This window comes from Paenibacillus sp. (genome assembly GCF_035645195.1).
Classification (GTDB): Bacteria; Bacillota; Bacilli; order Paenibacillales; family YIM-B00363; genus Paenibacillus_AE.
On sequence record NZ_DASQNA010000041.1, the window covers coordinates 388,720 to 413,990 of the forward strand.

The following is a 25,271-nucleotide window of genomic DNA, read 5'->3' on the forward strand; positions in this document are numbered from 1 at the left end:
ATTCAACTTCCAGACTGCAGCAGCGGGTCGTCTTCCTCCTCGTCATAAGGGGGAAACACTGCGGGATGCAGCATCGCCGCCAGCTTGCGCATGCCGGTCAGCAGCCTCGGCGAAGGGCGGCAAAACAACGGCTCGTCGAGCGGAAACACCCTCCGCTCCTTGACGGCATCGATCCCGCTCCAGCCGTCCCGAGCGTAGACGAGCTCCGGCTTCACTTTGTCCGGTTGAATGCCCACCCATACAAGAGCGATCGCGCTCGGGTTTCTCTCGCGCACATCGTCCGTATCCGTCTTCACGCTCGGTCTCGGGTCGTCCGCGAAGACGTTGCGCGCGCCTGCCAGCTCGCTGATCTCCGTCAGCCAGTTTCCGCCGCCAGGCGTAAATACGGGTTTCGGCCACCATTCCCAGTACAGGCTGATCGGCTCTGCGACGCGTTGGCTTCGATCGCGGTAGTCTTCAATACACCGATCGTAAGCGCGGGCAACCTCGATCGCGCGCGGACCGCAGCCGATCGCCTCGCCGACCGTCAGCAAATTGTCGCGAATGTCGCTTAGGCTGTGAGGCGCGAGCGTGAGGAACGGGAGGCCCCGCTTCGTAAGCTCCTCGATGTTACGTTCCATTCCGGGCACCGACAAGGAGGCAAGGATCAGGTCCGGACGGAGCGCCTCCACGCGGTCCATATCGATGTGCAAATCGCTCCCTAAGCGAGGCAAGTCCTTGATCGAAGCCGGCCATGTCGAATAATCGTCCACGCCGACGAGCATCCGCTCGGCGCCGAGGTAACCGACCAATTCGGTATTGCTGGGGCATAGCGACACAATTCGCATGCGCACCCCTCCTATTTTTCGGAATCGCTAGTGTCTAGAAATGAACTATATCACGGCGATCTCCGGAAAGAAAGGGAGGAGCGAGATTCCTAGTTTTCTACAAACACGGCGTGCACATTCCCTCAAACCGCTTGAAATTTTCCGCGAAACGCGCCACGAGACTGCGCGCCGCCTCGTCGTAAGCGTTCGGATCGCTCCAAGTCGATTTCGGATTCAACAAATGTGCCGGCACGCCCGGCAGCGCCGTGGGATAAGCCAATCGGAAGAACGGATCGACGGCATACAACGCCTGTTCGATCGAGCCGTTCAGCGCGGAGGCGATCATCGACCGGGTATAGCGCAAAGCGATACGTTCCCCTACCCCGTACGGTCCGCCGGACCATCCCGTATTCACAAGGTAAACCCTCGTCTGATGCCGCTCGATGTTTCGGCCCAACATGTCGGCGTACACATTCGACCGAAGCGGCAGGAACGGCGCGCCGAAGCAGGTCGAGAACGTCGCCTCCGGCCGCGTGACGCCGCGCTCCGTCCCGGCCAGCTTGGACGTATACCCGGAGAGAAAATAATACATCGCCTGCTCTTTCGTTAATTTCGATATCGGCGGCAGGACGCCGAAGGCGTCGGCCGTTAAGAAGACGATCACGTTCGGATGGCCCGCGGCGCCGGGAATGACGGCCCCGGGGATGTGATCGATCGGATACGCCGCGCGCGTATTTTCCGTTATCGAACGGTCGTCGTAATCGGCGACTCTCGTCTCCGGGTTTACCGCCACGTTCTCCAGCACGGCGCCGAACCGGACCGCGTCCCAAATTTGCGGCTCCTTGTCTCGCGACAACCCAATGCATTTCGCATAGCAGCCGCCTTCGAACGTAAAGACGCCCGTCTCCGACCATCCGTGTTCGTCGTCGCCGATCAGACGCCGGCTCGGATCTGCAGAGAGCGTCGTTTTCCCTGTGCCGGACAATCCGAAAAACAGCGCGACGTCGCCGCTTTCCCCGACATTCGCGGAGCAGTGCATCGGAAGCGTGCCGCGGAAAGGCAGTAGGAAGTTCAATACGCTGAATATCGACTTTTTGATTTCCCCCGCATAATGCGTTCCGCCGATCAGAACGAGCTTTCGTTCGAAGGAGATGACGATGAACGTTTCCGACCGCGTCCCGTCCTGCGCCGGATCCGCCTGCAGCCCCGGCAGCGCGATGACGGTGAAGTCCGGGCGGAACCGGTCGAGCTCGCTCGCCTCCGGTCGAATCAACAGCTGCCGCGCAAACAAGTTTTGCCACGCATATTCGTTAATGACTCGGATCGGCAGCCGGTACCGGGGATCCGCGCCCGCGTAACCGTCGAATACGAACAGTTCCTTCCCCCGCATATATTCGAGCGCGCGGGAGTAAAGCTGCTCGACATGCCGCGGCTCGATCGGTTGATTCACGGCCCCCCAGTCGATATATTCGGACACGGCGGGCTCCGCGGCGATAAATCTATCTCGCGGCGAACGGCCGGTAATAGCGCCCGTCGCGACGGATAACGCCCCCGACGAGGCGATCGTCGCTTCGCGGCGGACAACCGCCAGCTCCACCAGCTGCGCCGCGGTAAGATTCCGATACATCCGGGCCGAACCGGACGGTCGGATCGATCGGAGAATATCCTCACGCTCGAAGGTTGTTTCCACGCTCATCGTCCCTTTCTTTTCATTTACGAAGGAATAAGATGTTTGCGGGCGCCTCCCGCCTCTTCCTTGACCAGGACCCATTCCGCGAGTTCGACGACGCGGCAAGCATAAGCCCACTCATTGTCATACCAGGCAAGGATCTTGACGTGCCCGTCGACCGCCTCCACCGACAGCCCGTCGACGACGGCGGATTTGCTGTTGCCTACGAAATCGGCGGATACGAGCGGCTCTTCCGTGTATCCGATATAATGCGCGTAATCCCCTCTGGCTGCGGCGCGGAACGCGGCTTTCACATCCTCGGCCCCGGCGTCCCGCTTCAATTGCAGCGTGAAGTCGGCGAGCGAGACGTCCTGCGTGGGGACGCGCACCGAAACCCCGTGAATCCGCGATGCGAGACCCGGTAGAACGTCGGCCAATGCCGAACTCAATCCTGTAGAGGTAGGGATAATCGACTGCGTGCACGCGCGCGCCCTTCGCAAATCTTTATGCGGATTGTCCACATGTTTTTGGTCCGACGTCAGCGCATGGACGGTCGTGACCCAGCCGCTCTGCACCCCGAAAGCGTCGTCGATGACCTTCAAAATCGGCGCCACGCAGTTCGTCGTGCAGGACGCTGCCGACAACAATGAATGCTGGGATGGATCGTAACTTCGGTCGTTGACGCCCATGACGATCGTGCGATCCATCCGTTGGCCCGGCGCCGTAATGATGACCTTCCTTGCCCCGGCCGCCAGATGTCCGCCAGCTCCCTCCCGGCGATTGAATTTGCCGGTCGCGTCAATCGCCAGCTCGACGCCTGCGTTCGCCCACGGAATGTTTTCCGGCTCCCGTTCGCCTACGACGTCGATCCACGTATCGTTAATGCGCAGCCGTCCTTCCGACACTTCGAACTCCGCATCCCAGGTGCCGTGCACTGTGTCGTATTTGAGCAAGTGAGCGATCGTTTCCGGCGGATACATGCAATTGATCGCTTTCAACTGCCGCGTCAGCCGCCCATGCATAAACATGCTGCGGATAAGCAGGCGGCCGATTCGCCCCATCCCGCTAATGCCAATCCCCATGGAAAAAACCTCCTTCTCTTTTATAGAAATAATAGCACACCTTTCCGTTTGTGACGTATTATATATTATTAATTGGACATATAAAACATTTTAATTGCGCATTAAACAGATATTATTGTGTTTTATTATGTTAAAAGACCTCCGTCCTCGCCCTAATCAGGCGAAACGGAGGTCTTCTGCGCACGACCATTATTGAGTTTGAAGGATCAGGATCCCGTTTTCATATCCATATCTTGCCGTTACATACGTTTCCGGGTCAAGGCCCGTGATCGCCGTAACCTCGATCTCGATGCTGCGATCCCGATCCATCGCCGATACCATGCTGTACGAGGCGTTCGGTACGCCAAGCACGCTCTTGACGGAACCGCTGGAGGAAATTCCTTCGGCATGCCAACGCATTACGGTCACATCCGGCCGGCTCATATGCAGCCCGGGGAAATGAATCACAAGCTCCTCCGCCCCATCGCCGTCCAGGTCGACTGCCCGAGGGGATCCCCATTCTTCGAAAACGAACCAGCGTTCTTGCGCGGCGTCGAAGTAGTAATACGCTAATCGGCCCGGTCCGTTGGCGGCCAATTCGACGGCGCCATGCACCGCGGACGTCGCTCCTTGTTCGTAGCTCTTGTAATCCAACTTGAAGAGCGCTCCCGTCTGTTCGCGTAGTTCGTCTTCGATGCTTGCCGAGAAACAAGCATTCGGGTACCGGTATGCCGCGTCTTTATGGTTCAACAGTACGACCCGTTCGTAATCGGCCCCGCATAATTCGCTTTCAGGCACTTTATACACATCCAGAACGACAGCATCCCCGTCGATCGAACCGAACGGCACGGTTTGCGTGTGCACCCAGCCCGCTTCCGCCCCTGAATTCACGAGGGGGATCCTTTCGACCGGCTCGAATTGGAGTTGTACGGACTCGGGGAATCGATAATCCGCCGTCTCCTCTCGATCGTTCCCTCGCTCGGATCGCTCGCTCCGTTCCCCACCGCAAGCGGCAAGCAGAAGACCGAAGACGGAACAAGCGATGAACAGCGCGTTAAGGAGTCTCTTTGGCGCGATCATGCAGCCCCTCTTTCGCGGTCGGAGCCGCCGCGGCCCGCCGGTCGTTACACGGAAAACAGAGGACGCGATGATTTTCGATCAGCACGCCGTCCAGGAACCCCTCTTTGCAATAGACCGGCTTCTCGCACTCGACGCATGCACCGATCAACTCCTGCATAACGACGCCCCGCTTTCTCAAGGATTCTTATATCGATTATATTACGATCCCCTTGAGGCGGTCGATACAACGCCGCTATAGTTCCAGCTTCGCCGCCTTCTCCTTAATATAATCGGCGGTACGAAGCGCGAGCGCCATGACCGTTTCCGTCGGATTCCCCGCGCCGGAAGTGACGAAGATGCTCGCATCGCACACGAACAGGTTAGGAATGTCATGGGATTGACCATATGAATTTACGACGGAAGCGCTTGGGTCGTCTCCCATCCGGCAGCCCCCCATTAAGTGCGCCGAATCCGATACGACGAACTCCACCTGCCCCTCTTCCGCCTCGAGAATTTCTTTCATTTTGTTCACCGCGTGGCGAATGAGACGTTTATCGTTCTCCCCGTAGCTGAACGTCACTTTCGCTCTTGGCAGCCCGTGCTCGTCCTTGTCCTGCGACAACGTCACTCGGTTTTCCGGATTCGGAAGCACCTCCCCGACCATAGTGACCCGTCCGTAATGGTTGTAATCCAGCATCGTCCGCCGCAGCTGTTCTCCCCACAACCATCCGCCTTCATGCTGCGCGATCGAGGTGGCGAACGAGACGGGGCGCGAGCCATGGGCGTGCAGCGTATACCCGCGGACGAAGTCGTTGTTCGGATCGGTGCGGTAAAAATCCTGCGTCGTCGCCAGCACCGGAGTGCCCTTATACAGGCGGATCTCCTTCTCGAACCAAGCGTACACGTCGTAGCTGCTGTGGGTCATGATCGCTCTCCCGACCCAGCCGCTGCTGTTGGCCAGTCCGTCCGGAAACTGCGGGGTAGCGGAATTCAGCAGCAAACGCGGAGTTTCGATCACGAAGGCGGATACGATCACCAGTTTGGCACGCTGCGTGTACGAATTTCCCTTATGTACGAAAGTAACGCCTTTCGCTCTTCCGTCCTTGCCCATGTCGATCCCCGTCACCATGCACTCGTGCAGCAGCTCCGCCCCCGCCTTAAGCGCTTTGGGAATATGGACGATCAAGGAGCTGTACTTGGAATTCGGCATGCAGCCTTGATTGCAGAAGCCCCGGTTAATGCAGGGCGGACGTCCCTCGAACGGCGCCGACAAAATGGCGAGAGGCGCTACGCTGGATCGGATGCCGAGTTTCTCGCAGCCGTTGCGGAACATGTACGCGTTCGGGCTGAGCGGCTCCCGTTCGGGGTACGGGTACGGACCGTGAAACTCTCCCCAAGGAAAATGTTTCGGACCGGATACGGCGATGTCGTTTTCAATGCGATCGTAGTAAGGTTCCAAATCCCAATAATTGATAGGCCAATCGTCGGCTACGCCGTCTATCGTGCGGGCGTTGAAATCCGCGTTATGGAAGCGCAGCGCCACCCCTGTCCAGTGGAGGCTTCCGCCGCCTACCCCGCGGCCGGACGTGTTGTGTCCCAGCTTCAACGGATCGCTGCCGTCGACGATTCGCGTATCCTGCCATCCCAAACTTTTCATCGAAAGCTCGTCGCTGGCGAAGTCGTCCTGCGGGTCGTATAAAGGGCCCGCTTCCAGAAGCACTACCTTCATTCCGGCTTCCGCGAGCTCCTTCGCCAGAATGCCGCCCGCGGTGCCGGCACCGACGATGACGACGTCGACTTCCTCGTTCGCATATCTTCGCTCCAGCATCAGCATCACTCTTTACTCGTTTTAGTAGGTTGCGCTTCCCATGGATCCAGAACACCAATTTCGGCGCGCACGTAACCGCGGGGGTACGCCGGACCGCCGTAGCCGATTTCCGACCACACGTAGGGATGAGAATAATAAGCCTCTACGGCGAGGTTGAGCCATTTTTGGAACAGCGCCGATTGAGGGACGCTCTGCCACACATGCTCCGGTTCGCCGCGGCCTTCGCTGATTTCCTTCAGCATCGCGATCTGCTCTTGGAGCGGGAGGTTCGGGAACGAATCGCCGAAACGCGCCTGCGTCGCTTGTTCTAACGCGGACAACCCGGACCGAACGAGCTCCCGCGCCGGGGGAAGTCCCTTCTTACGTTCGCTTTCGCCGATGCTGTCGGCGAGCGTTCGATCCATGTGCTCCACGACGAACTGCACGATCTCTTCGCGGGATTCGTCGACGAGCCGCCCGACGATGGCGGCAAGCCGCCGACCCTCCTCCGGAGTCAGAAACCGGAAGCTCCGCTTCGGTTCCAAGCGGCGCCGAACGATGCTGCGGGTATGCGGATCCCAGTGATCCTGTTCCTCTAACACATTGTAATCTCGATAATGGGAAACGACGGGCAGCTGCTTCTTCACTCGGTCAGCCTCCTTCTACCACATAACGCCGACCAGGCCAAAGACGGCGAGGGCGGCGAAAATCATCGGCAGCACGACCGGAGGGCCGATCATAAAGTTGCGCAGCTCGTAACCGCCGACCCGTCGGCCTACGCCGCGCCAGTGAAAATATACGCCTATTACGCCGATCAGCGCTCCTAACACGAGCAGCGCGAGAAACAAATTCAGAGACCAAGCGGACCGATAAAAGGCGAGCAGAACGCCGCTGACGAACAGCAGCGGGGAAATGATCACAGGAGCCCACATCGATTTGCCTCGAAAATTTTGTCTGTAATGGTAGAGCGTCACTTGAATGCCCACCAACAGGTATGCCAAACCGACGAACAAAATGATGACTCGGTTCAGGTTCCATACCGTCCAATTCATAGATCCATCCTCCTGAGCGTACGCAGGTACGAAAACATTCGGTCGCTGGTAGTATACCCCATGGAAAATTTTTTATTTCCGAGGTCGACTGAAGACCGAAACGGAGCAAGGCCGCCGGCGACACGCCGGCAGCCGGTTATTATTTTACGAGCAGGCAGATTCCCGCTGCGAGACAATACGCAGCGAACAGCAGTTCCCAAACGAGCGATCGCCTTTTCATCGGATGTCCTCCGGAACCTGCGCGGAACGCAAGACAGGCGCGCGAACGATCTTGTTCTCGTTGTCAGGGAACGCCGCCTCGCGCATTGCGTAGTCATATATCATCGCGATTCACGCTCCCCGGTTTATAACAGCATACGGCGCCGTCTTCACTGTGGGCACGGCGTCTGTAACCTTGCTGCGCGACTCGGGACATGGACCCACGTTGCGAATCGCGATCCATTTTCAACTTTACGCTTTCGCCTTTTCGAAACCATTGCTATAATTCTTAATAACATCAATTTCTACACGATAATGGCAAACCTGGTGAAAACCAGCGACGCAAAGCTATAGGGGCTACAGTGTACAACTACGCCAGCCAGCTGCCGAAAGTGGGTTCTATTCGACTCCCTTTGGTAAGGGAGTTTTTTATTTTGACGATGAAAGGACCGTTCAAATGCCGAAAGCTCTGCTCGTCGACGACTCCGCCTTTATGCGCATGATGATCAAAGACGTCTTGACTCAGGAAGGGTTTGACATTACGGAAGCTGAAAACGGGGTCGAAGCCGTTGCGTTATGTAAACTTATTGACTTTGACTTTATTACGTTGGATATTACCATGCCGGATATGGACGGGATCGCCGCGCTCGAGGAGATTAGACACGTAAACTCGAGGGCTTACATCGTCATGATGTCCGCGATGGGGCAGCAATTTTTCATCAAGAAGGCTTTGACTTGCGGGGCGAACGACTTTTTGATCAAACCTTTCACGAAGGAAACTCTTCGGTCCTACGTGCGGAAGGTACAATTTCCATAATCGGACGAGCAGCCCCGCCCAAACGAAAAAACAGCCTTAGTACGGCCGAGAACGCCGGACTAAGGCTGCGAGGTTTGGGAGGCGGCGCGATTATCCGCGCGAAGCTTGGATCGCCGCGGTCTCTTCCTCGTTCGGGCCGTAAATGCCGGGAGCGACGAGACCGGCTTGCCGCATGAGAATCGTCATTTGGCCGCGGTGGTGAATTTGGTGGCGGACGAGCGTCGTCAACACGCCGGCGTACGTCGTGTCGATGAAGCCGAATAACTGCAGCTTCTCCGCAAGCTTCTCATCGCTCCACTGCTCCTTCAGCGCCTTCGCGGCGGACGCGCTTAACTGACGATACGCCTCCGCGATGTCGGCGGCTCGAGTCGGCGTCGGCTGCCGATAATCCGGTCCTTCGAGCGTAACTCCGCTCGCGCCCAGGAACGCGCCGATCGAGCCGGCCAGATGCCAGCCCAGGTCGCCCAGCGTTCTCGGCTGCTTGTCCGATACCGCCTGCGAGAGCGAATCGTCCGTCAACGTCTCCAACACTTGCAGCGTGAATCTCTCTTCCCGGCTCCAGTCCGTCAAAAACTCTTGAATCGTTCGATACATGATTCCATCTCCCTAACGTTAGTCGCATACAAAATATACCACTTGTCCGAAGACGGCCGCAACGTCCGCGAGACCCATCTCCGCCGTCGTTTCCGGCTCAAGCCGGATCATTCCCATTTGAACGTGCGGCTCGCGACGAGGAACGCGCCGACGAGCCAAGCGCAGAGCACCGCCGTCGGGACCCACAGCTCGGCGATTCCCGCCCCCGCGTTCATGACCCCGCGAATCGCGTCGGACAGATGCGTAATCGGGAGCGACGCGACGATCGGCTGAAGCCATTCCGGCATGTTGCGCACCGGGAAGAAGACATTGCCGAGAAACATAAGCGGGAACGAGATCAGACCGGCAATCGGTCCGGCGCTTTCCGGCGTTTTGGCGAGCCCCGCGATAATAAACCCGATCGACATAAACACGAGCGTTCCGATCACGATATAGAACAAGGCAAGCGCCCACGAGCCTTTCATCTGCGTGCCGAACGCGAGGAAGGCGACGAGCAGCACGATGACCGCTTGCATGCCGTTCAGCAGAAGCCGCGCCGTAATTTGCCCCGCGAGGAACGTGCCCGCCTTCAGCGTCGTGCTCTGCATGCGGCGAAGCACGCCGCGCTCGCGCCAAGACGAAATTTGCCCTGCGACGCCGTTCAAGTTGCTGGACATGATCATCATCGCGATTATGCCGGGAACGAGAAAGTCGATATACCGCAAATCGAGCGATTCCACCGGCTTCGGCGCCGCCCGCACTGCCGGAACGTACCCCGTCATCTCCTTGCTGATGCCGTCGACGACGGAGGAGACATACTGCACGGCGAGCTCCGACGCCGCCATGTTTTGTTCATCGTAATACACTTCAATTTCGGCCGGCTGCCCGCTCGCGACCGCCGCGCCGTACCCCTCGGGCACGACGACGACGAGCTGCAGGTCGCCGTTCCGAAGCCGTTCCAACGCTTCCCCTTCCGCTTCGGCCGCCGCCAGCCCGAGCGGTTTCGCCGCGAGCAGCCGTTCGATCGTTCCGGACGACGCATCCGTTCGGTCGCGGTCGACGACGGCGCCCGCAAGATTCACTTGATTGCCGTTCCCGAGAAACGAGCCGAGCGCGAGCATGAGCAAAATCGGGAAAAAGAGCGAGAAAAACAACACCTGCCGGTTGCGGGAAAACAGCTTCAGCTGAGCTCGCGTCAACTGCCAATACGCTTTCATGACTCTCGCAAGCTCCTTCCGGTCATTTGGATAAACACGTCTTCCAGCGTCGCCTGCCGGGTGCTGAGGTCCGTCAAGCGGAGCCCGTGCTCGTCCGCTTGCAGGACGAAATCGGTCAGCGACCCTTGCAAATCGTCGGTATACAGCGCGAAGCCGTCCTTCCGTTCGTCCACCTGCTTCACGAATCGCACCGAGCGCATGAACGCGCGGAGCGGCTCCTGCCGGTCCGGCGGCAGCGTTTCGAATCCGGGGACGCGGAACTCGATCGTTTTGTCGGCGGACAAGCTGCGGACGAGGGAATCCGGCGTGTCGAGCGCGATCACCTTCCCTTGATCCATCAGGCAAATCCGGTCGCACAGCACATGAGCTTCGTCCATGTAATGCGTCGACAGCACGATCGTTTTCCCTCGTTCCTTGAGCCGCAAAATGATGTCCCACAGCGTCCGCCGCGCCTGCGGGTCGAGTCCGGTCGTCGGCTCGTCCAAAAACACGACGAGCGGATCGTTCACGAGCGCCAGCGCGATCGCGAGCCGCTGCTTTTGGCCGCCCGACAAATGCTTGACGCGGCCGTTCAGCTTTTCGGTCAACGCGACACTGTCGAGCAGCGGCAGCACCGGTACCGATTTGCGGTAAAAAGACGCGTACATTTCCGTAATTTCTCGGACGGTCAGCAGGTCGAACAGCGACGTCGATTGCAGCTGCACCCCGATGACCGCTTTCACTCGGTCCAGTTCCTTCAGGGTATCGAAACCGGCGACGATCGCCCGGCCGCCGTCTGGACGCCGGAGCCCTTCGATCATCTCCATCGTCGTCGTTTTGCCGGCGCCGTTCGGGCCGAGCAAGCCGAACACTTCCCCGCGCCGCACGCGAAAGCTGACGCCGTTTACCGCCGTGAATTCGCCGTACCTTTTCACCAGCCGATCCGCTTCGATGATCGTATCATGCCTTTCGTTCGGTTCGTCGGTATTTATAGATTGCCGGCCGGTTTCCATGCCGCTCCCTCCCGCTCTTGAGAATAACTTCCTGCCATTCCCAATCGTACACGAATCCGCAGTCGAAAACAAAAACGGACCGCGATGCGGCCCCGAACGAACGGCAAGCTCTTCCCGCGATGGGAAGAGCTTGCGTCTCGGCGCTTATTGCTCCAAGTTGCTATGTTTGCCGAACGCCGACGCGTGGTCCGCGCCGGTCAGCGCCGCGTAACGCAGGCACACGGCGTCGAGCAGCAGGTGCGCGCATTGGTCGAACAGCGAGCCGAGCGGCTGCACGCTGCGCCGCTCTCCTTCGCGCCGGTACTTCGTCGCCGCGGGCACGTGCAGCACGATGTCGGCGAGCTGCGCCAGGCTGGACGCATCGTCGGTCGTCACCGCCGCGACGGTGCCGCCCAACTCTCGCGCCTTGGCGCTTGCCGTCAAGACGGCCGCCGTCCTCCCCGAACCGGACACCGCGACCATCGCATCCCCCTTCGCCAGCGCCGGGGTAATCGTCTCGCCGACGACGTACACGACGGCGCCGAGATGCATCAAGCGCATCGCGAAGCTTTTCGCCATAAAGCCGGACCGCCCTTCCCCGACGACGAAAATGCGCTGCCCGCCGATCAAAGCCCGCGCAAACCGATCGACGGACTCCTCGTCGACGCGGTCGATCACCGATTGAATTTCTTCCAAAATCGTATTCATTGCATTCATCGTTATCCCTCGTTCGCACATAATGTCGCCATCGCTTGAAACGCGCGCGCCGCTGCCGCCGGATCGTCCGCCTGCGCAATCGCCGATCCGACGATCGCGATGTCCGGCCGCAGCGGGCCTAGCCGCCGCAGCGCCTCCAATGTGATGCCGCCGGCAACGGCCGTCCGCAGCCCTTGCCGCTTGAGCCGAAGCAGCGGGGACCGCTCGCCCGCGGCCGTCTGCGCGCTTCCGCCGGCCGATTCCTGCTCGTCTTTGCTGACGTGTACGCAAAATACGGCATCCCGGTATGCGGCGAGGCGCTCCCCTTCTTCCTCCGACGTGTGCAACAGGTCGATGATCGCCTGCTTCCCGCGCCTCGCAGCGGCGTTCAGGAACGCTTCGACGGTGACTGGAGGCGCTGCCCCCATCACCGTCGCCTCGTCGGCCCCGGCGTCGAAGCACATGTCGAATTCATACGCTGCATTATCGAACGTCTTCAAATCCGCGACGATGACGTGGTCGGGGAACGCGCGGCGAACGGATCGAACGCCGTCCATGCCGAATTGCTTGATCAGCGACGTCCCGACCTCGATCCGCTGCACGTACGGCGCCGCCTGACGCGCGATCGCGATCGCGCGCTCAATCGCGAGCCGGTCCAACGCCAATTGAATGTTCAAGCTTCGTCCCTCCCGCATTCGGTATAGCGTCTACTGGATTGTATGTCTGGCGCGGTTTCACCGCGATCGTCAGCGCGGCGGACAGCGCCAGCGAACCGGCCATGAACATGTACGAAGCCCCCGGTCCGCCTGTAACCGCATTCAAAAACCCGACGAAGTATGATCCTACGAAGGAGCCTAACGCCCCCATGCTGTTGATCAATGCCATGGCCCCGCCCGCCACGTTCCGCGGCAGCAATTCCGGAATCCATGCGAAGAATGGGCCGTATGGAGCGTACATCGCCCCGCCCGCGACGACGAGCAGCGCGAAAGACAGCCAGAAGTTCGAAGTCCCGAGCTCGAATGAACCATAGAACGCTAGCGCGCCGACGAGCAGGAACGGCCAAACATACGCTTTTCGGTTCAACCGTTTGTCGGAAAAGAACGACACCAGCAGCATGCCGATCGACGCCAAAACGTACGGAACGGAAGACAACCAGCCCGCCTCGACGATCCCGACCTGTGAAGCCTCCTTGATGATGGACGGCAGCCACAGCACGAACCCGTATACGCCGATGCTCCAGCAAAAATATTGGAGCGACAGTAAAATGACGCTGCGGGAGCGGAACGCCTCGCGGTAGTTTCTTACTTGGCGCATGCCCGCTTGCTCTTTCTCCAGCGCCGCTTCGATCGCGAGCTGCTCCTGCCGGCTCAGCCACTTCGCATCGGACGGCCGGTCGTCCACCAGCTTCCACCAAAAGAACGCCCAGATGACCGCCGGCAAACCTTCGATGATGAACATCCACCGCCAATTAAACGCTTCCACCAAATACCCGGAAACGACCGACATCCACAGCACCGTGATCGGGTTGCCTAATATAAGGAAAGTATTGGCTCTCGAGCGTTCCCGTTTCGTGAACCAGTGGCTCAGGAACACGAGCATCGCCGGCATGACGGCGCTCTCGACGACGCCGAGCAAAAAACGGATCGCGAAAAGCCAGTACACGTTCGTCACTAAGCCCGTCGCCGTCGCGCAAGCTCCCCACAAAATCAGGCACCAGAAGACGAGACGTTTGGCGCTTTTCTTCTCGGCGTAATGCGCCCCGGGGATTTGGAAAAAGAAATACCCTAGGAAAAATAACGCGCCGAGCAAAGACGAAACCGTCGCCGTGATCCCCAAATCCTCCGCCATGCCGGCGGCCGCGCCGAAGCCGTAATTGGCGCGGTCCAAATACGCTAAGCTGTACGTTATAAAAACAACCGGAATCAATCGAATCCAACGCGCCCGCGACAAAGCGGCCGTTTCGTTCGCGTTCATTCAGTTCACCCCATGTTCGAAGATAAACGATTCCAATTGAGCGCGGGTCGGCAGTCCGTCCTGATCCCCCGGCGCCGTCACCGCCAGCGCGCCGATCGCGTTGGCTCTGCGAACGGTTTCCCGCAGCGGCAGTCCATCCAGCATGCCGCTGATCACCCCGACGGCGAAGCCGTCTCCGGCGCCGACGGTATCGACGACGTTCGCGACGGAATACCCGGGCACGACCGCCTCCTCGTCCGCCGTCCGATAATACGCCCCGTCCGCTCCCAGCTTCACGACGACCAGCTTCGCTCCGCGCTCCAAATAAAACGCGGCGATATCCCGAGGCTCGCGATACCCGGTCAAGACGAACCCTTCCCCGACGCCGGGCAGCACGACGTCGGCTTGACACGCGAATCCGTTCACGACGGATATCATTTCCTCCCGGCTGTCCCATAACGTCGGCCGCAAGTTCGGATCGAACGACACGGTTCGATTCGCCGATTTCATGCGCGTCAACGCCTTCTCGGCAAAGGCGCGCGACTCTTTCGACAACGCCGGCGGAATGCCCGTCATGTGCAAATGCCGCGCCTCTGCGAAATACTCCTCCTCGAGCTCCCCCGCCTGCATGGCGCTCGCGGCCGAGCCTTTGCGAAAATATTGCACCTCCGGATCGCCCGAAAGCGTCTTCGATTTCAGCTGAAACCCGGTCGGTCTCCGCGGGTCGACGCGCACGCGGCTAATGTCGACCCCTTCGCCCCGCAGCGATTCGACAATATACCGTCCGAAAGCGTCGTCCCCGACGCGGCTGACCCAACCGACGCTGTACCCGAGCCGGGACAACCCGACGGCGACGTTCGTCTCCGCTCCCGCGAGCGCCATCGTAAAGCGGGAGACCTTATGCAGCTCCCCGACGTCCTCCGCGATGAACATCCCCATCGCTTCCCCGAACGTGACGACATCCCATGCCAATCGTTACGCCTCCTTGCTTTCTGAATATGCGAGTAGTCGAAGCCTTTCGATTTCCCGTCTCGCCGACTCCCGCAAATCGTCCCCTTGAATCGGGTATTCGATCGCCAAGGGAACGTGCTGCGGCAGCGCCGAAAGCACTTCCCTCCAGCTTGCCTTCGCGTCGTTCGGCAGCGCAAGCGCCGTCCAAGCGTCGCCCCGCTGTTCCGCATGTTTACAGTGGATATAAGCGACATGCTCCGAAAGCCGTGCCGCCGCTATCGCCGGCTCCTCTCCCGTCCAATGCCAATTGCCGATGTCGAAGGTCATCTTCACCGGAACGTTCCGCTCCCGGCAGGCGCGGAAGAAACGGCTCAGCATTTCGATCGTCCCTCCGCGTTCGGTTTGATCGTTCTCGACCGTAACGACGATTGGGCCGCTCGCGATCAGCCGTCCCAGCGCCTCCACATCCGAACGCGCGGGATCGAAACGGCCGAGTGATACTTTCAGCAGGAACGCCCCGACCCGCTCCGCCTCGTCGTAAGCGGTTTCCATTTCGCGCTCGTTCCACGTTCCGTCCGCTCTCCACATCTCCGCAGGAACCGAATAAACGGCTTGCAGCCCGCTGCGCGCGACGGCGTCTCGCAGCCGTGCCAGCGCCGGCTCCGGCTCCCCGATAAGCTCCCTCCTGATTTCGATCCCGTCGGCTTGAGCGTCTTTCAAAATCGTAATGAATGCATCCTGTCCGCGCGCAGACACCGTGTCCGCTCCGAACGCGGAAGCGGCGACGAAAATCGGCGCCATAGGTACTCCCCCTCTTTAAAGTTAATAAACCGGTTTAGTCGCTATTATAAACCGGTTTAGTAGCGCTGTAAAGACCGAAAAATGCCGCCTATCCGAATGGATAAGCGGCATTACGCTTCGACTTACTCGCCGAATCGGCAAGTTCCTCCGATTTTCAATTCGCAATCCATGATCTGCACGGTCGGTTCGACTGCGTCGGGCTGCTCGATTTTTAGAAGCAGTCTTTCGGCGCTGCGCGCGCCGATCTCGAACGTCCGTTGAACGACTCGAGTGAGCGGCGGCTCCAGCAAATCGGTCCAGGGGGAATCGTCGAACCCGACGATCGCGATGCGTTCCGGCACCTTGATGCCCGTCTCCTTCAACGCGCGCAGCGTCTCCACCGTGCTTAAGTCGTTGGAACAAAACAGCGCCGTCGGAGGCTCCGGCAAACGTAGCAGCTCCTGAAGCAGCGCTTTCAACCCGGAAAATTCGTCGACGAACCTGACGTATGTATCGTTCAACGGAATCCCGTGCGTTCGATGCGCTTTCGCATATCCCGCGTAACGTTCCCTCCGCGTAGACACGCGATGGATTTCCGGCGACAGCAGCGCGATGCGGCGGTGGCCTTGCCGAATCAAATGCTCGACCGCATCGAACGCGCCTTGTTCGTTATTCGAGTAGACACCGTCTGTTTCGATTCCTTCCGCTTTCCGGTCGACCAGCACGAGCGGATAGCTGCGCCTGACCAAATCGCCCAGCAGCTCGTTGTTCTCCCCCGTCGTCACGCAAATAATGCCGTCCGCTTGTTTGGCCAGCAGCATTTCAATATACCCGCGCTCTTTCCCGGGGTCGTCGTCCGCATTGCAGATGATGACATTGTAACCGTGTTGATTGCAGTAATCCTCGATTCCCCGGCACACAGCCGTTGAATAATAATGCAGTATGTTGGCGACGATGACGCCGATCGTCTGCGTTCGCTTCACCTTCAAGCCCCGAGCGAGCGTGTTCGGCTGATAGCCCGTTTCCCGGATCACTTTTTCGATTCGGTCCTTCGTCTCGGCGCTCATGAATTCGTACCGCTTGTTGAGATATTGCGAAACCGTGCTTTTGGATACGCCCGCCATCTTAGCGATGTCTTCCATTTTCACCCTTGGCATCGATCGATCCTCGTTTCCTGATTGCCCCTTTTCTCGTCGGCATCTATTATAAACCGATTTATGCTTTGGGGGAAGCTTGCGGTGTCGCCGGACCGGACTGCCTGATGGAACAGAAGCCCTGTAAATGCAATATTTTTATCGACTTACGACCCCCTGGAGTGTTTTGGCGGACGATGCGGGCAGCGTGTAGATCGTATGCGTATCCTTGATATTCATGAGCGAACCGGAGTTTTCGTTTATCCATAGGTAATACGTTTCCGCCCCGAATTCGATCTTGTATTCGGGGTCGACTACGTTGATGATTCCCGGGTACTTTTGCGCTTGGCCGATGGCGGCGCGAACGGTTCGAATCGCCTCGGCGTCCGTGATCGCGATCAAGGAATCGTTGTCGACCGACGAAAAACTCTCCATTTCATAAACCGTAACTTTTTGGGGCGAAGATGCGTTTCCGTTTGCAGCATCGCCGCTGTACGCGTACCGATTCCAAAGAAACACCGCTAATAGAAACAGCGCGAAAACCGCCGTTGCCGGTATGAAAGTTCTGCGAATCGTTTGCTTCACCCGAGTACGGATTACCATAGCGCGATCTTCTCCTTGAACGTTCGTTCGATTAGTCTTAACGGGACCATCAGCTCCATTGCATCTCCGATATAAGCGCCTACAGGATCGTGAATGGGTGTTCCGTTCAGCATCGCTTCATTCCCCCAGCTGCGGACGGTCAAGGTCGTACCATCCCGGATAAAGTCGGCCTCGTTCGTCTCTTCGTTCCACTGAAGAGAGGCTCCGATTCGCTTGGCGATGTCCTGTGCGGGCAATCTCGTTGCGTTGTAGCTCTCCACATCTCCCGGAGATGCGATGGCGTGCAACCCGTCGCCTGGAATCTGAAAACTGACGATGGAACCGGTCTTCGGACTCGTAAAGCGGAACGCGAGATTGTCCAGAACGAGAGAGGCCGATTCTCGCAGCGCCGCGACAGCACGATACATGGCATTCAGATCCGCCTCTGCCATCGGCCGCTTCAAGTCAACAACCAGATCGAAGGGAATTCCCGTAGTCCCGTAATGAGGAATCTGTCCCCGTATCGAAGCGAAATCATATTCACCCACCTTACAACAGGAAAACTCGACGGACGCATTGCTTGCGTATTCCTGTTGAACCGGCTGCAGAAGCGTCTCTACTTCCTTCGTTGCCTGCTTCTTCCATAACGTTGGCGCATAGTCGTCTGCAACCCCCGAATCGCGATCCTTGGCAGGAAACAGGTAGAAACGAAGCGAAGGATCGGATGTTGGATGCGCCGTGGCAACGAGCGGTTCGATGTTGTCCCATGCATATCGAACGGCCGCGATCGTCATTTCCTCGTCATAGGCGGCCGCCAAGTACCGTTCGGCCTGTTGTTCGAATCGGAATGTTTGGTAAAAGCCATGCTGGAATTCAAGGTAGAGCAAGAGGGGCAACAGGATCGATGCAACGATGCCCGACACGACGATTTTTCCGGCATATGGTTTCATGATGGGTCTCCTACCCTTCCGCTATCGGAGGTAATCATTAATTCACATACAATTAGACGTATCTATAAGATTTTTGTTCCCCTCGGTCGCCTGAATAATTTCCCCAAATAAAAAAGGCCCGGCCTCTATCGAGACCGGGATCGGACCGCAGCTATTCCTTTTTCGCTCTCGGCGCGCTTTCGAAGCCGGCCGATTTGTGCGTGCCGTCGCAGAACGGCTTATTGTTCGATGCGCCGCATCGGCACAGCGAGAACGCTTCTTTGTGCTCGAACGGATTGCCTTCCGCATCCACGAGCACTACCGGTCCGGTCACGCGGAGAGAACCGTTGTCGTTTACCTTGATCGTTACTTTGATTTCCTCTGCCATGAGTTTGCCTCCTATGTATTCAATTTAGACAAGAGTAGACTTTCCCTTACTAATATAGCATATATGCGCACAACCGTTTCATCCGCCGCGCAAAAGAAGAAGGGAGCCAACGTTGTCGTTTGCTCCCTTAGGGCGCCTTACAAAAACAAAAATTTAATGATTTGGAACGTAATTCCCGCGATCAACGCCGAGATCGGAATCGTAATGAACCAAGTCATTACGATTTTGCCGGCGACGTCCCACTTGACGTCGCGGAACCGTTTCGAGGCGCCGACGCCGAGAATGCCGGACGTGACGACGTGCGTCGTGCTGACCGGGAAGCCGGTCACCGTCGCGGTCAAGATGACCGAAGAGGACGTCAAGTCGGCTGCGAAGCCGTTCGCCGGCTCGATTTTGAAAATTTTCGAACTCATCGTCTTAATGATTTTCCAGCCGCCGACCGACGTACCGAGACCCATCGCCGTCGCCGCGGAAATCTTCACCCACAGCGGAACTTCGAGGTCGGTCTGCAGGCCGCCTGCGACCAGAGCGAACGTAATGACGCCCATCGCTTTCTGCGCGTCGTTCGTGCCGTGCGTGAAGCTTTGGAACGCCGCCGTCAAAATTTGCAGCGAGCGGAAACCGCGGTTCACCCGGCGCGGGTTGGCGCGCGCGAACAGGAAGTAAATGATCTTCATGACGATGAAGCCGACGACGAACGCGATAATCGGGGATAAGATAAGCCCCTTAATGATGCTGGTGAAACCGGACGCGTTAATGCCCGCGAAGCCGGCCGAGCTGACGACCGCGCCGGCCATCGAACCGATCAGCGCGTGGGACGACGACGACGGGATGCCGTACCACCAAGTCACCAAGTTCCAAATGATCGCGGCGATCAAGGCCGCAATAATGATCTGCATCCCGTGATCGAGCGTCGCCGGGTCGGCGACTTTGCCGCCGATTGACTTGGCGACGCCCGTGAACGTGAGCGCGCCGATGAAATTCAAGCTGGCCGCGAGCAGAATCGCGGTCCGCGGGCTCAGCGCCCTCGTCGATACCGACGTGGCGATGGCGTTCGCCGTGTCGTGGAACCCGTTAATAAAATCGAAAGACAATGCAAGCACGACGACGATGGCGATAATAATGAGCGATTCCATGTTACGCGTAACGCAGGAGAACGCTGTCCAGAATATCGGCTACGTCTTCGCAGGAATCTGTCGTCGTCTCCAGTCTTTCGTAAACTTCTTTCAGCCGGAAATCGTGGTACGGGTCCTTCGGGTTCGTGAAGATCGCGCGGATGCCTTCCCGCATCAGCCGGTCGGCTTCGTTTTCCAGACGGTTGATCTGCACCGTATGCTCCCGAATTTGCAAATACTTCTTCTGCGAGAGCAGCTTGAACGCGGTCACCATATGATCGCAGGACGACACGAGCACGTCGGCGAAATCCTTCATCACTTGATCCGTGAAGGTAATGTTCAAATAATCGAACCGCGCGATCGTCGCCTCGATCCCGTCCATGACGTCGTCGATCGTCGTCGCGAGCGTGATAATGTCTTCTCGGTCGAGCGGCGTGACGAACACCTGGTTCAGACCCGTATATATTTGATGGGTAATATCGTCCCCTCGATGTTCCAGGTCCTTTAATTCCGGTACATAATTGGCCGGGGGCTTGTCCCCCGCCATCGCGTTTCGGAAAACTACCGCTCCTTTGAGCGCATTCTCCGCGCTTAAGATCAGCATGTTGAGAAAATCCGTGTCCCCTTTTTTCTTGAACAGTACCAAGCCGAAGGCCTCCTCGAAAATGACCGTATCCATCATTCAAACCGATACGCGATCGATCGCGTTCGACACCCGTCGACAAAATTCTCCATTTATCGAGCGGGCGCCATTTTGAATCTTAACAAATTCTTAACATTAATGACAAGCACAAGTTTTACGCCCAGCGCGGACGAAGGCGATCAGACATAAATTCGACACAATCCTCGCGAAACCGCGATCGTTCACGTCTGCTGCGGCCAAGCCTCTTCGTTAGCTTGAGCATGGCAGGCAAACCCTATCCGCGGTTCGACGCGAACAACAAAAAACAACCCGCAGCGGATGCGGGTTGCTTCGATAAGAGATGTCTTTAAGAGACGGTTCGACGCGCAAGCTTCGGCTGCTCGGCTTCGCTCAAACCGAGCGTCCGCGACGTCGAAGCGTGAATTTCGCGGATCAGCTCCGGATTGTCCAGCAGCTTGACGCCGTACGAAGGGATCATTTCTTTGATTTTCGGTTCCCACGCCTTCAAGTGCTGCGGGAAGCATTTCTGAATGACCTCGAGCATGACGGATACGGCCGTCGATGCGCCCGGAGACGCGCCGAGCAGCGCCGCGATCGAGCCGTCGGCCGCGCTGATGACTTCCGTGCCGAACTGAAGCGTGCCTCTGCCTGCCGGCGTATCTTTAATAATCTGCACGCGCTGGCCGGCGACGACCAAATCCCAATCGTCGCTTTCGGCGTGCGGGACGAATTCGCGCAGCGCTTCCATGCGCTCTTCCTTCGACAGCATCACTTGCTTGATCAAATATTTCGTCAGCGGAACGTTCTTCACGCCGGCCGCCAACATCGTCACAAGGTTGTGCGGTTTGACGGAAGTGATCAAGTCGAGCATCGAACCGAATTTCAAAAACTTCGGCGAGAAGCCGGCGAACGGTCCGAAGAACAACGACTCTTGATTGTCGATATACCGGGTGTCCAGATGCGGAACGGACATCGGCGGCGCGCCGACCGGCGCTTTGCCGTACACTTTTGCGCGATGCTGCGCGACGACGTCCGGTCTGCGGCATACCATGAACAAGCCGCTGACCGGGAAGCCCCCGATGCCTTTGCCTTCCGGAATGCCGGACTTTTGCAGCAAATGCAGGCTGCCGCCGCCGCCGCCGATGAACACGAACTTCGCCGTATGCCGCTCGACGGCGCCGTTGCCGACGTTGCGCACCTTCAGCTCCCACCGGCCGTCGCGGGTGCGTTGAATATCGTCGACATGGCGGTTGTATTGAATGTCGACGTTTTTGGTCTTCAAGTGGGAGAACAACATCCGCGTCAGCGCGCCGAAATTGACGTCTGTGCCGGACTCGATCCGTGTCGCCGCGATCGGCTTCTGGACCGGCCGATCCTTCATCATCAGCGGAATCCATTCCGTCAGCTTCTCCGGGTCGTCGGAAAATTCCATGCCTTGGAACAGCGGGTTGGCGGACATCGCCTCGAAACGCTTCTTCAAGAACGATACGTCCTCTTCCCCTTGGACGAAGCTCATATGCGGCACAGGCGTAATGAAGTCCCGCGGGTTCCGAATCAAGTTGCTGTCCACGAGGTACGACCAGAACTGCTTCGAAACCTGATATTCTTCATTGACTTTAATCGCCTTGCTGATATCTATGCTTCCGTCTTTTTTCTCGGCCGTGTAGTTCAGCTCGCACAAAGAAGCATGCCCCGTACCCGCGTTGTTCCATTCGTTGGAGCTTTCCTCTCCCGCGTTGGCGCGTCGCTCGAATACAGTAATTTCCCAGTCCGGTACTAATTCCTTCAGCAGCGACCCTAAGGTGGCGCTCATGATCCCGGCACCGATTAAGATAACGTCTGTTTTCGTTTGTCTGTTGCTCATGTTAACCGTCCTTATATCGTTCGATTTGCAGAAAAGATGCGAGCATGCCCGTTCAGGCCCTTGGCAAGCCAAGGCGCCTCGTCGCGCATCGTTCCTGGATCAAATTTTAACCTTATCATAGTGTATCACTAAATATAGCTAATTACTATTTGATGATAGTTATATTCGTGATAGATATATGCTATTGGTGTGCAAAAAACAAACGACCGCCCTGCGTTCGGGCGGCCGCCGTGACTCACGTATCGATGAATCGGACCAGCTGGCTGTTGAATGATTCGCGCTCTTCCCAGAAAGGGCCATGTCCGCTGTAGGGGAACGGGACGAGTCGGGATGACGCGATGCGGCGATGCACGGCTTCGGCCTGCGCGAACGGAATGACCCGGTCGTGAACCCCGTGGGCGATCAGCGTCGGCACCGCCACCCGGTTCAGATCGGCGTCCAACGTTTCGTCCCGCAGCATCCCGATCACCGCCGCCGTCGACCAGCTCGCGGCTTGTAACCCCAAGTGGAAAAACCAGTCCGCGAACGGTTCGGAGACGAACTGGAAGAAAAATTGTTCCGTCACGCCTCGCATCATCTTCGGACGATCGGCGCCGGCTTCCGCCAGCAGCCGTTCGGCGGTTTCCGGGGTAAACCCTGTAGGCGCCGCCGCGGAAATAAGTACGAGCCGGTCAACGCCGTACCCGTCGTGCCGGGCCATGTAGCGAAGCGCGATCCCCCCGCCCGTCGAATGACCGGCCAGCGTAAACCGGGTGAGCCCCAGCGTCCCGACGACGACCCGAAGATCGTCGGCCAAACGGTCGTATCGGTACCCGTCGTACGGTTTATCCGACTGGCCGAACCCTCTCCAATCGATGCCGATGCAGCGGAAGCCCAGCGCGGGCAATACGGCGAATTGGTATTCGAACTGCTTATGGCTTAACGGCCATCCATGGAGAAACACGATCGTTCGCGTTCCTCTCGGATTGACATCCTCCACGTACAAATGCACGCCCGGCTCGACGCCTACCAAATACCCCACCCGGATTCCCCCGTTCCAGAAAGTCGCATCACCTAAAGATACTCGGCGTTGCCGCGGAAGATGATCGACGGTCGGCCGAACCGCAAATAAAAAAGCCCGCATCGGCATGCGGGCTAGACTATTCCAACGGATACCATACGAGATCGATCGGGAAATACGAACCAGCCGGCGGCGTAATTTCGATGTCGATGTACGGCTCGCTGCCTTCGGTGCGATGCAGCATATACACGCCGTCGAGAGCGGTAATGACGCCCGACGCGGGCGCGAGAATCATTTTTCCGTCGATCTTCAGCGCCCCTTTGAAAATGCCGCCTCTTGCGACCATGACGATCGCCGCTTTCCCCGGCTGCTTGACCCGAAGGTTGTAAAGCACGCCGTAGTTGCCGTAATTGTCGACCGTCTGCCCGCGGATCGGGTCGAACCCCATGACGAACGGGTCGTTCACATTGTCGCCGATCGTGATCTTTCGCGGTCCGGTCGCCTTCGTGACGGACGAGGCATCGGCCTCCATCCGAATGCCGCTCGCCGGGAACGTCCCGCGCACGTGGCCGGAGTAAGGAAGGTCGCGATAGGAAATCGCCGCCTCCATCGGGTCGTTCGGGATCATGGCCGCGAACGTGAATGTCACGTTGCCGCTCGTCTCGACATCGTAAATCAAGTTGATGCCCTGCCCCTTCGCCAGCTTCGGAAGATAGACGTAAGCTTTCGACTCCCCCGGGTTCACGGTCAAATCGGGCTTCTTCACGTCGCCGTCTAGGAAGTCTACCGACGCCTGGTAGCCGATCAAGTTAATGAATGTGGACGGATACACTTCGCCCTGCCGCGTCGTCTTGATCGTCACCGGTTCGCGGCCGTTGTTCGTCGCGACGATGGCGAATTGGACGTCGGCGTTCATCGCGTTGATGTGATTCGCGTACAAACGGGCTTTCCCGTTGACGGTATCCCGAAACAGCGAGCCGTACTCCACGATATTTTCGGGACTGTCGCTCACAAGCAGCTTTCGCGATCTATCTTGGCTTGCCGCGAACGGCATTCTTGACGCTTCCGTAAATCGCTTAACATCGGCGGACGCCAGGGAGACGAATGATTGCAACTTGGCATAGCGCATTTGGAATTCCAACGGGGAATACAGCGTTGCGTTCTCGATCGTGATCGTCCGAGTGTAAACGTCGCTGACATTCCCTTTGCTATCGGTGACCTGCAGGGAGACTTGATGCTTCCCCGGCGTATAGAACGCTTCCCGATTCCCTTTCCACGTTACCCACTGAATGCCGTCGCCTTCCGCGTCGTAGCTGAGATCGATGTATTCGACCTTTTCCCCCATCTTGTAGCTCGGCTTGCCGAACGTAAATTTGGCGACGGGCTTCGAGTTTTGACTTGTCGGCAGCTCCGGGTTCCACTGCGTATACGTCACTTCCACGCGATTCAGAACCGGATCGTACGCGTAAGCCGCCCCGATGCGATCCATGATCCACGTTAGCTGCGCCATCAATCGGCCGTCTTTGCTGATCTCGAACGTAGGCTGTAACGTCCCCGGCCGGCCGTCGACGACCGTCTTGCGCGTCGTTAGATCGATCGATACGTTCGTCTTCCCCGCCGTCAACTCGATCGTATTCGTCGCCGCTAAATAGTTCACCGGAAAACCGAACGTGTCTCCCAAAAATTTCACCGGTACATACATTTTCCCGTTATACACGTTGGCCGGCGAAGACAGCATCATGGACTTTCCATTAACGAAAGCTTGCGGCTTGTTGACGTACAACCAGACGCGCGTGACCGTCCCGGCCGAAGCGTCCGAAGCGAAGCCCGCAGAGCCCATCCATACCGAAAAAACAAGTGCAATAAGCAAAATCCGTTTTCTCATGTTGTTCAACTCTCTCTCCTCTTCCCATTCTGCCTTGTTATAGACGTAGGAAAGTCTCGAAAGTTACGTTGACCGTCGCTACATGCGAAAGGAATTTTCCCCCAGACGCGAGAAAGCGCGGA

General features: G+C 58.0%; 26 protein-coding genes and 1 riboswitch. Of the genes, 1 reads left to right on the forward strand and 25 read right to left on the reverse strand.

The genetic code is table 11. The annotated features are described in order from the left end of the window. Positions 1 to 2 precede the first annotated feature (2 nt). The 8 genes from VE009_RS23915 to VE009_RS23950 form a co-directional block, all read right to left on the reverse strand. The gene (locus tag VE009_RS23915) at positions 3 to 827 is read right to left on the reverse strand and encodes a cobalamin-binding protein (protein WP_325012069.1); all 825 of its coding nucleotides are present in this window, start codon (positions 825 to 827) and stop codon (positions 3 to 5) included. A gap of 97 nt (positions 828 to 924) precedes the next feature. Next, positions 925 to 2,502, reverse strand: coding sequence for a phosphoenolpyruvate carboxykinase (ATP) (gene pckA, locus VE009_RS23920; protein WP_325012071.1), 1,578 nt, complete (start codon positions 2,500 to 2,502; stop codon positions 925 to 927). A gap of 17 nt (positions 2,503 to 2,519) precedes the next feature. Further along, positions 2,520 to 3,557 carry a type I glyceraldehyde-3-phosphate dehydrogenase gene (gene gap, locus VE009_RS23925; RefSeq protein WP_325012073.1) on the reverse strand — a complete coding sequence of 346 codons (1,038 nt, stop codon included), beginning with the start codon at positions 3,555 to 3,557 and terminating at the stop codon, positions 2,520 to 2,522. A gap of 189 nt (positions 3,558 to 3,746) precedes the next feature. Beyond that, on the reverse strand, positions 3,747 to 4,616 hold the full coding sequence (locus VE009_RS23930) for a hypothetical protein (RefSeq protein ID WP_325012075.1): 870 nt from the start codon (positions 4,614 to 4,616) through the stop codon (positions 3,747 to 3,749). Beyond that, on the reverse strand, positions 4,591 to 4,773 hold the full coding sequence (locus VE009_RS23935; RefSeq protein WP_325012077.1) for a hypothetical protein: 183 nt from the start codon (positions 4,771 to 4,773) through the stop codon (positions 4,591 to 4,593). Before VE009_RS23935 ends, VE009_RS23930 begins: the two co-directional genes overlap by 26 nt. A 75-nt stretch (positions 4,774 to 4,848) precedes the next feature. Beyond that, positions 4,849 to 6,423: a GMC family oxidoreductase gene (locus VE009_RS23940; protein ID WP_325012079.1), complete on the reverse strand. Its 1,575-nt coding sequence runs from the start codon at positions 6,421 to 6,423 to the stop codon at positions 4,849 to 4,851. 5 nt (positions 6,424 to 6,428) lie between these two features. Then, complete coding sequence (locus tag VE009_RS23945; protein WP_325012081.1) at positions 6,429 to 7,049, reverse strand: gluconate 2-dehydrogenase subunit 3 family protein; 621 nt, start codon at positions 7,047 to 7,049, stop codon at positions 6,429 to 6,431. Between the two features lie 15 nt (positions 7,050 to 7,064). Beyond that, positions 7,065 to 7,454 carry a hypothetical protein gene (locus tag VE009_RS23950; protein WP_325012082.1) on the reverse strand — a complete coding sequence of 130 codons (390 nt, stop codon included), beginning with the start codon at positions 7,452 to 7,454 and terminating at the stop codon, positions 7,065 to 7,067. A 505-nt stretch (positions 7,455 to 7,959) separates the two neighbouring features. Beyond that, a riboswitch (cyclic di-GMP riboswitch) is annotated at positions 7,960 to 8,043 on the forward strand. A 66-nt stretch (positions 8,044 to 8,109) separates the two neighbouring features. On the opposite strand from VE009_RS23950, the gene VE009_RS23955 reads away from it, so the two are divergent. Then, positions 8,110 to 8,469, forward strand: coding sequence for a response regulator (locus VE009_RS23955; protein WP_325012084.1), 360 nt, complete (start codon positions 8,110 to 8,112; stop codon positions 8,467 to 8,469). Positions 8,470 to 8,559: 90 nt separating this feature from the next. Here VE009_RS23955 and VE009_RS23960 read toward each other — a convergent pair whose 3' ends face one another. The 17 genes from VE009_RS23960 to VE009_RS24040 form a co-directional block, all read right to left on the reverse strand. Beyond that, positions 8,560 to 9,063 (reverse strand): DinB family protein, encoded by a 504-nt coding sequence (locus VE009_RS23960; protein ID WP_325012086.1) that lies wholly within the window; start codon positions 9,061 to 9,063, stop codon positions 8,560 to 8,562. A 107-nt stretch (positions 9,064 to 9,170) separates the two neighbouring features. After that, the gene (locus VE009_RS23965) at positions 9,171 to 10,259 is read right to left on the reverse strand and encodes an ABC transporter permease (RefSeq protein WP_325012088.1); all 1,089 of its coding nucleotides are present in this window, start codon (positions 10,257 to 10,259) and stop codon (positions 9,171 to 9,173) included. Further along, complete coding sequence (locus tag VE009_RS23970) at positions 10,256 to 11,251, reverse strand: ABC transporter ATP-binding protein (protein WP_325012090.1); 996 nt, start codon at positions 11,249 to 11,251, stop codon at positions 10,256 to 10,258. The genes VE009_RS23965 and VE009_RS23970 overlap by 4 nt, the downstream gene beginning before the upstream one ends. Positions 11,252 to 11,395: 144 nt before the next feature. Then, positions 11,396 to 11,947: a 6-phospho-3-hexuloisomerase gene (gene hxlB / locus VE009_RS23975; protein WP_325012092.1), complete on the reverse strand. Its 552-nt coding sequence runs from the start codon at positions 11,945 to 11,947 to the stop codon at positions 11,396 to 11,398. 2 nt (positions 11,948 to 11,949) lie between these two features. Beyond that, a complete protein-coding gene (locus tag VE009_RS23980) occupies positions 11,950 to 12,603 on the reverse strand; it encodes an orotidine 5'-phosphate decarboxylase / HUMPS family protein (protein ID WP_325012094.1) in 654 nt (217 codons plus the stop codon). Next, entirely contained in the window at positions 12,566 to 13,900 is a 1,335-nt protein-coding gene (locus VE009_RS23985) for an MFS transporter (protein WP_325012096.1), read from the reverse strand. The genes VE009_RS23980 and VE009_RS23985 overlap by 38 nt, the downstream gene beginning before the upstream one ends. After that, positions 13,901 to 14,851 (reverse strand): sugar kinase, encoded by a 951-nt coding sequence (locus VE009_RS23990; RefSeq protein WP_325012098.1) that lies wholly within the window; start codon positions 14,849 to 14,851, stop codon positions 13,901 to 13,903. Between the two features lie 3 nt (positions 14,852 to 14,854). After that, positions 14,855 to 15,631 (reverse strand): sugar phosphate isomerase/epimerase family protein, encoded by a 777-nt coding sequence (locus tag VE009_RS23995; RefSeq protein WP_325012100.1) that lies wholly within the window; start codon positions 15,629 to 15,631, stop codon positions 14,855 to 14,857. Between the two features lie 122 nt (positions 15,632 to 15,753). Next, entirely contained in the window at positions 15,754 to 16,767 is a 1,014-nt protein-coding gene (locus tag VE009_RS24000) for a LacI family DNA-binding transcriptional regulator (protein ID WP_325012102.1), read from the reverse strand. 135 nt (positions 16,768 to 16,902) lie between these two features. Continuing rightward, positions 16,903 to 17,346, reverse strand: a complete 444-nt coding sequence (locus tag VE009_RS24005; RefSeq protein ID WP_325012104.1) for a hypothetical protein — start codon at positions 17,344 to 17,346, stop codon at positions 16,903 to 16,905. Next, positions 17,340 to 18,275, reverse strand: a complete 936-nt coding sequence (locus VE009_RS24010; protein ID WP_325012106.1) for a stalk domain-containing protein — start codon at positions 18,273 to 18,275, stop codon at positions 17,340 to 17,342. The genes VE009_RS24005 and VE009_RS24010 overlap by 7 nt, the downstream gene beginning before the upstream one ends. A 151-nt stretch (positions 18,276 to 18,426) precedes the next feature. Then, positions 18,427 to 18,642 (reverse strand): CDGSH iron-sulfur domain-containing protein, encoded by a 216-nt coding sequence (locus VE009_RS24015; protein WP_325012108.1) that lies wholly within the window; start codon positions 18,640 to 18,642, stop codon positions 18,427 to 18,429. Between the two features lie 137 nt (positions 18,643 to 18,779). After that, positions 18,780 to 19,778, reverse strand: a complete 999-nt coding sequence (locus VE009_RS24020; RefSeq protein ID WP_325012110.1) for an inorganic phosphate transporter — start codon at positions 19,776 to 19,778, stop codon at positions 18,780 to 18,782. A 1-nt stretch (position 19,779) separates the two neighbouring features. After that, entirely contained in the window at positions 19,780 to 20,403 is a 624-nt protein-coding gene (locus tag VE009_RS24025; RefSeq protein WP_325012111.1) for a DUF47 domain-containing protein, read from the reverse strand. Positions 20,404 to 20,746: 343 nt separating this feature from the next. Beyond that, positions 20,747 to 22,336 (reverse strand): malate:quinone oxidoreductase, encoded by a 1,590-nt coding sequence (locus VE009_RS24030; RefSeq protein WP_325012113.1) that lies wholly within the window; start codon positions 22,334 to 22,336, stop codon positions 20,747 to 20,749. Positions 22,337 to 22,499: 163 nt separating this feature from the next. After that, a complete protein-coding gene (locus VE009_RS24035) occupies positions 22,500 to 23,285 on the reverse strand; it encodes an alpha/beta hydrolase (protein ID WP_325012115.1) in 786 nt (261 codons plus the stop codon). 118 nt (positions 23,286 to 23,403) lie between these two features. Beyond that, complete coding sequence (locus VE009_RS24040; protein ID WP_325012117.1) at positions 23,404 to 25,149, reverse strand: stalk domain-containing protein; 1,746 nt, start codon at positions 25,147 to 25,149, stop codon at positions 23,404 to 23,406. Between the last annotated feature and the right edge of the window lie 122 nt (positions 25,150 to 25,271).

Coding starts and splice junctions, on each gene's coding strand:
- VE009_RS23915 (WP_325012069.1), bottom strand. CDS start 827: ATGCGAATTGTGTCGCTATGCCCCAGCAATACCGAATTGGTCGGTTAC.
- pckA (WP_325012071.1), bottom strand. CDS start 2,502: ATGAGCGTGGAAACAACCTTCGAGCGTGAGGATATTCTCCGATCGATC.
- gap (WP_325012073.1), bottom strand. CDS start 3,557: ATGGGGATTGGCATTAGCGGGATGGGGCGAATCGGCCGCCTGCTTATC.
- VE009_RS23930 (WP_325012075.1), bottom strand. CDS start 4,616: ATGATCGCGCCAAAGAGACTCCTTAACGCGCTGTTCATCGCTTGTTCC.
- VE009_RS23935 (WP_325012077.1), bottom strand. CDS start 4,773: ATGCAGGAGTTGATCGGTGCATGCGTCGAGTGCGAGAAGCCGGTCTAT.
- VE009_RS23940 (WP_325012079.1), bottom strand. CDS start 6,423: ATGCTGGAGCGAAGATATGCGAACGAGGAAGTCGACGTCGTCATCGTC.
- VE009_RS23950 (WP_325012082.1), bottom strand. CDS start 7,454: ATGAATTGGACGGTATGGAACCTGAACCGAGTCATCATTTTGTTCGTC.
- VE009_RS23955 (WP_325012084.1), top strand. CDS start 8,110: ATGCCGAAAGCTCTGCTCGTCGACGACTCCGCCTTTATGCGCATGATG.
- VE009_RS23960 (WP_325012086.1), bottom strand. CDS start 9,063: ATGTATCGAACGATTCAAGAGTTTTTGACGGACTGGAGCCGGGAAGAG.
- VE009_RS23965 (WP_325012088.1), bottom strand. CDS start 10,259: ATGAAAGCGTATTGGCAGTTGACGCGAGCTCAGCTGAAGCTGTTTTCC.
- VE009_RS23970 (WP_325012090.1), bottom strand. CDS start 11,251: ATGGAAACCGGCCGGCAATCTATAAATACCGACGAACCGAACGAAAGG.
- hxlB (WP_325012092.1), bottom strand. CDS start 11,947: ATGAATGCAATGAATACGATTTTGGAAGAAATTCAATCGGTGATCGAC.
- VE009_RS23985 (WP_325012096.1), bottom strand. CDS start 13,900: ATGAACGCGAACGAAACGGCCGCTTTGTCGCGGGCGCGTTGGATTCGA.
- VE009_RS23995 (WP_325012100.1), bottom strand. CDS start 15,631: ATGGCGCCGATTTTCGTCGCCGCTTCCGCGTTCGGAGCGGACACGGTG.
- VE009_RS24000 (WP_325012102.1), bottom strand. CDS start 16,767: ATGCCAAGGGTGAAAATGGAAGACATCGCTAAGATGGCGGGCGTATCC.
- VE009_RS24005 (WP_325012104.1), bottom strand. CDS start 17,346: ATGGTAATCCGTACTCGGGTGAAGCAAACGATTCGCAGAACTTTCATA.
- VE009_RS24010 (WP_325012106.1), bottom strand. CDS start 18,275: ATGAAACCATATGCCGGAAAAATCGTCGTGTCGGGCATCGTTGCATCG.
- VE009_RS24015 (WP_325012108.1), bottom strand. CDS start 18,642: ATGGCAGAGGAAATCAAAGTAACGATCAAGGTAAACGACAACGGTTCT.
- VE009_RS24020 (WP_325012110.1), bottom strand. CDS start 19,778: ATGGAATCGCTCATTATTATCGCCATCGTCGTCGTGCTTGCATTGTCT.
- VE009_RS24040 (WP_325012117.1), bottom strand. CDS start 25,149: ATGAGAAAACGGATTTTGCTTATTGCACTTGTTTTTTCGGTATGGATG.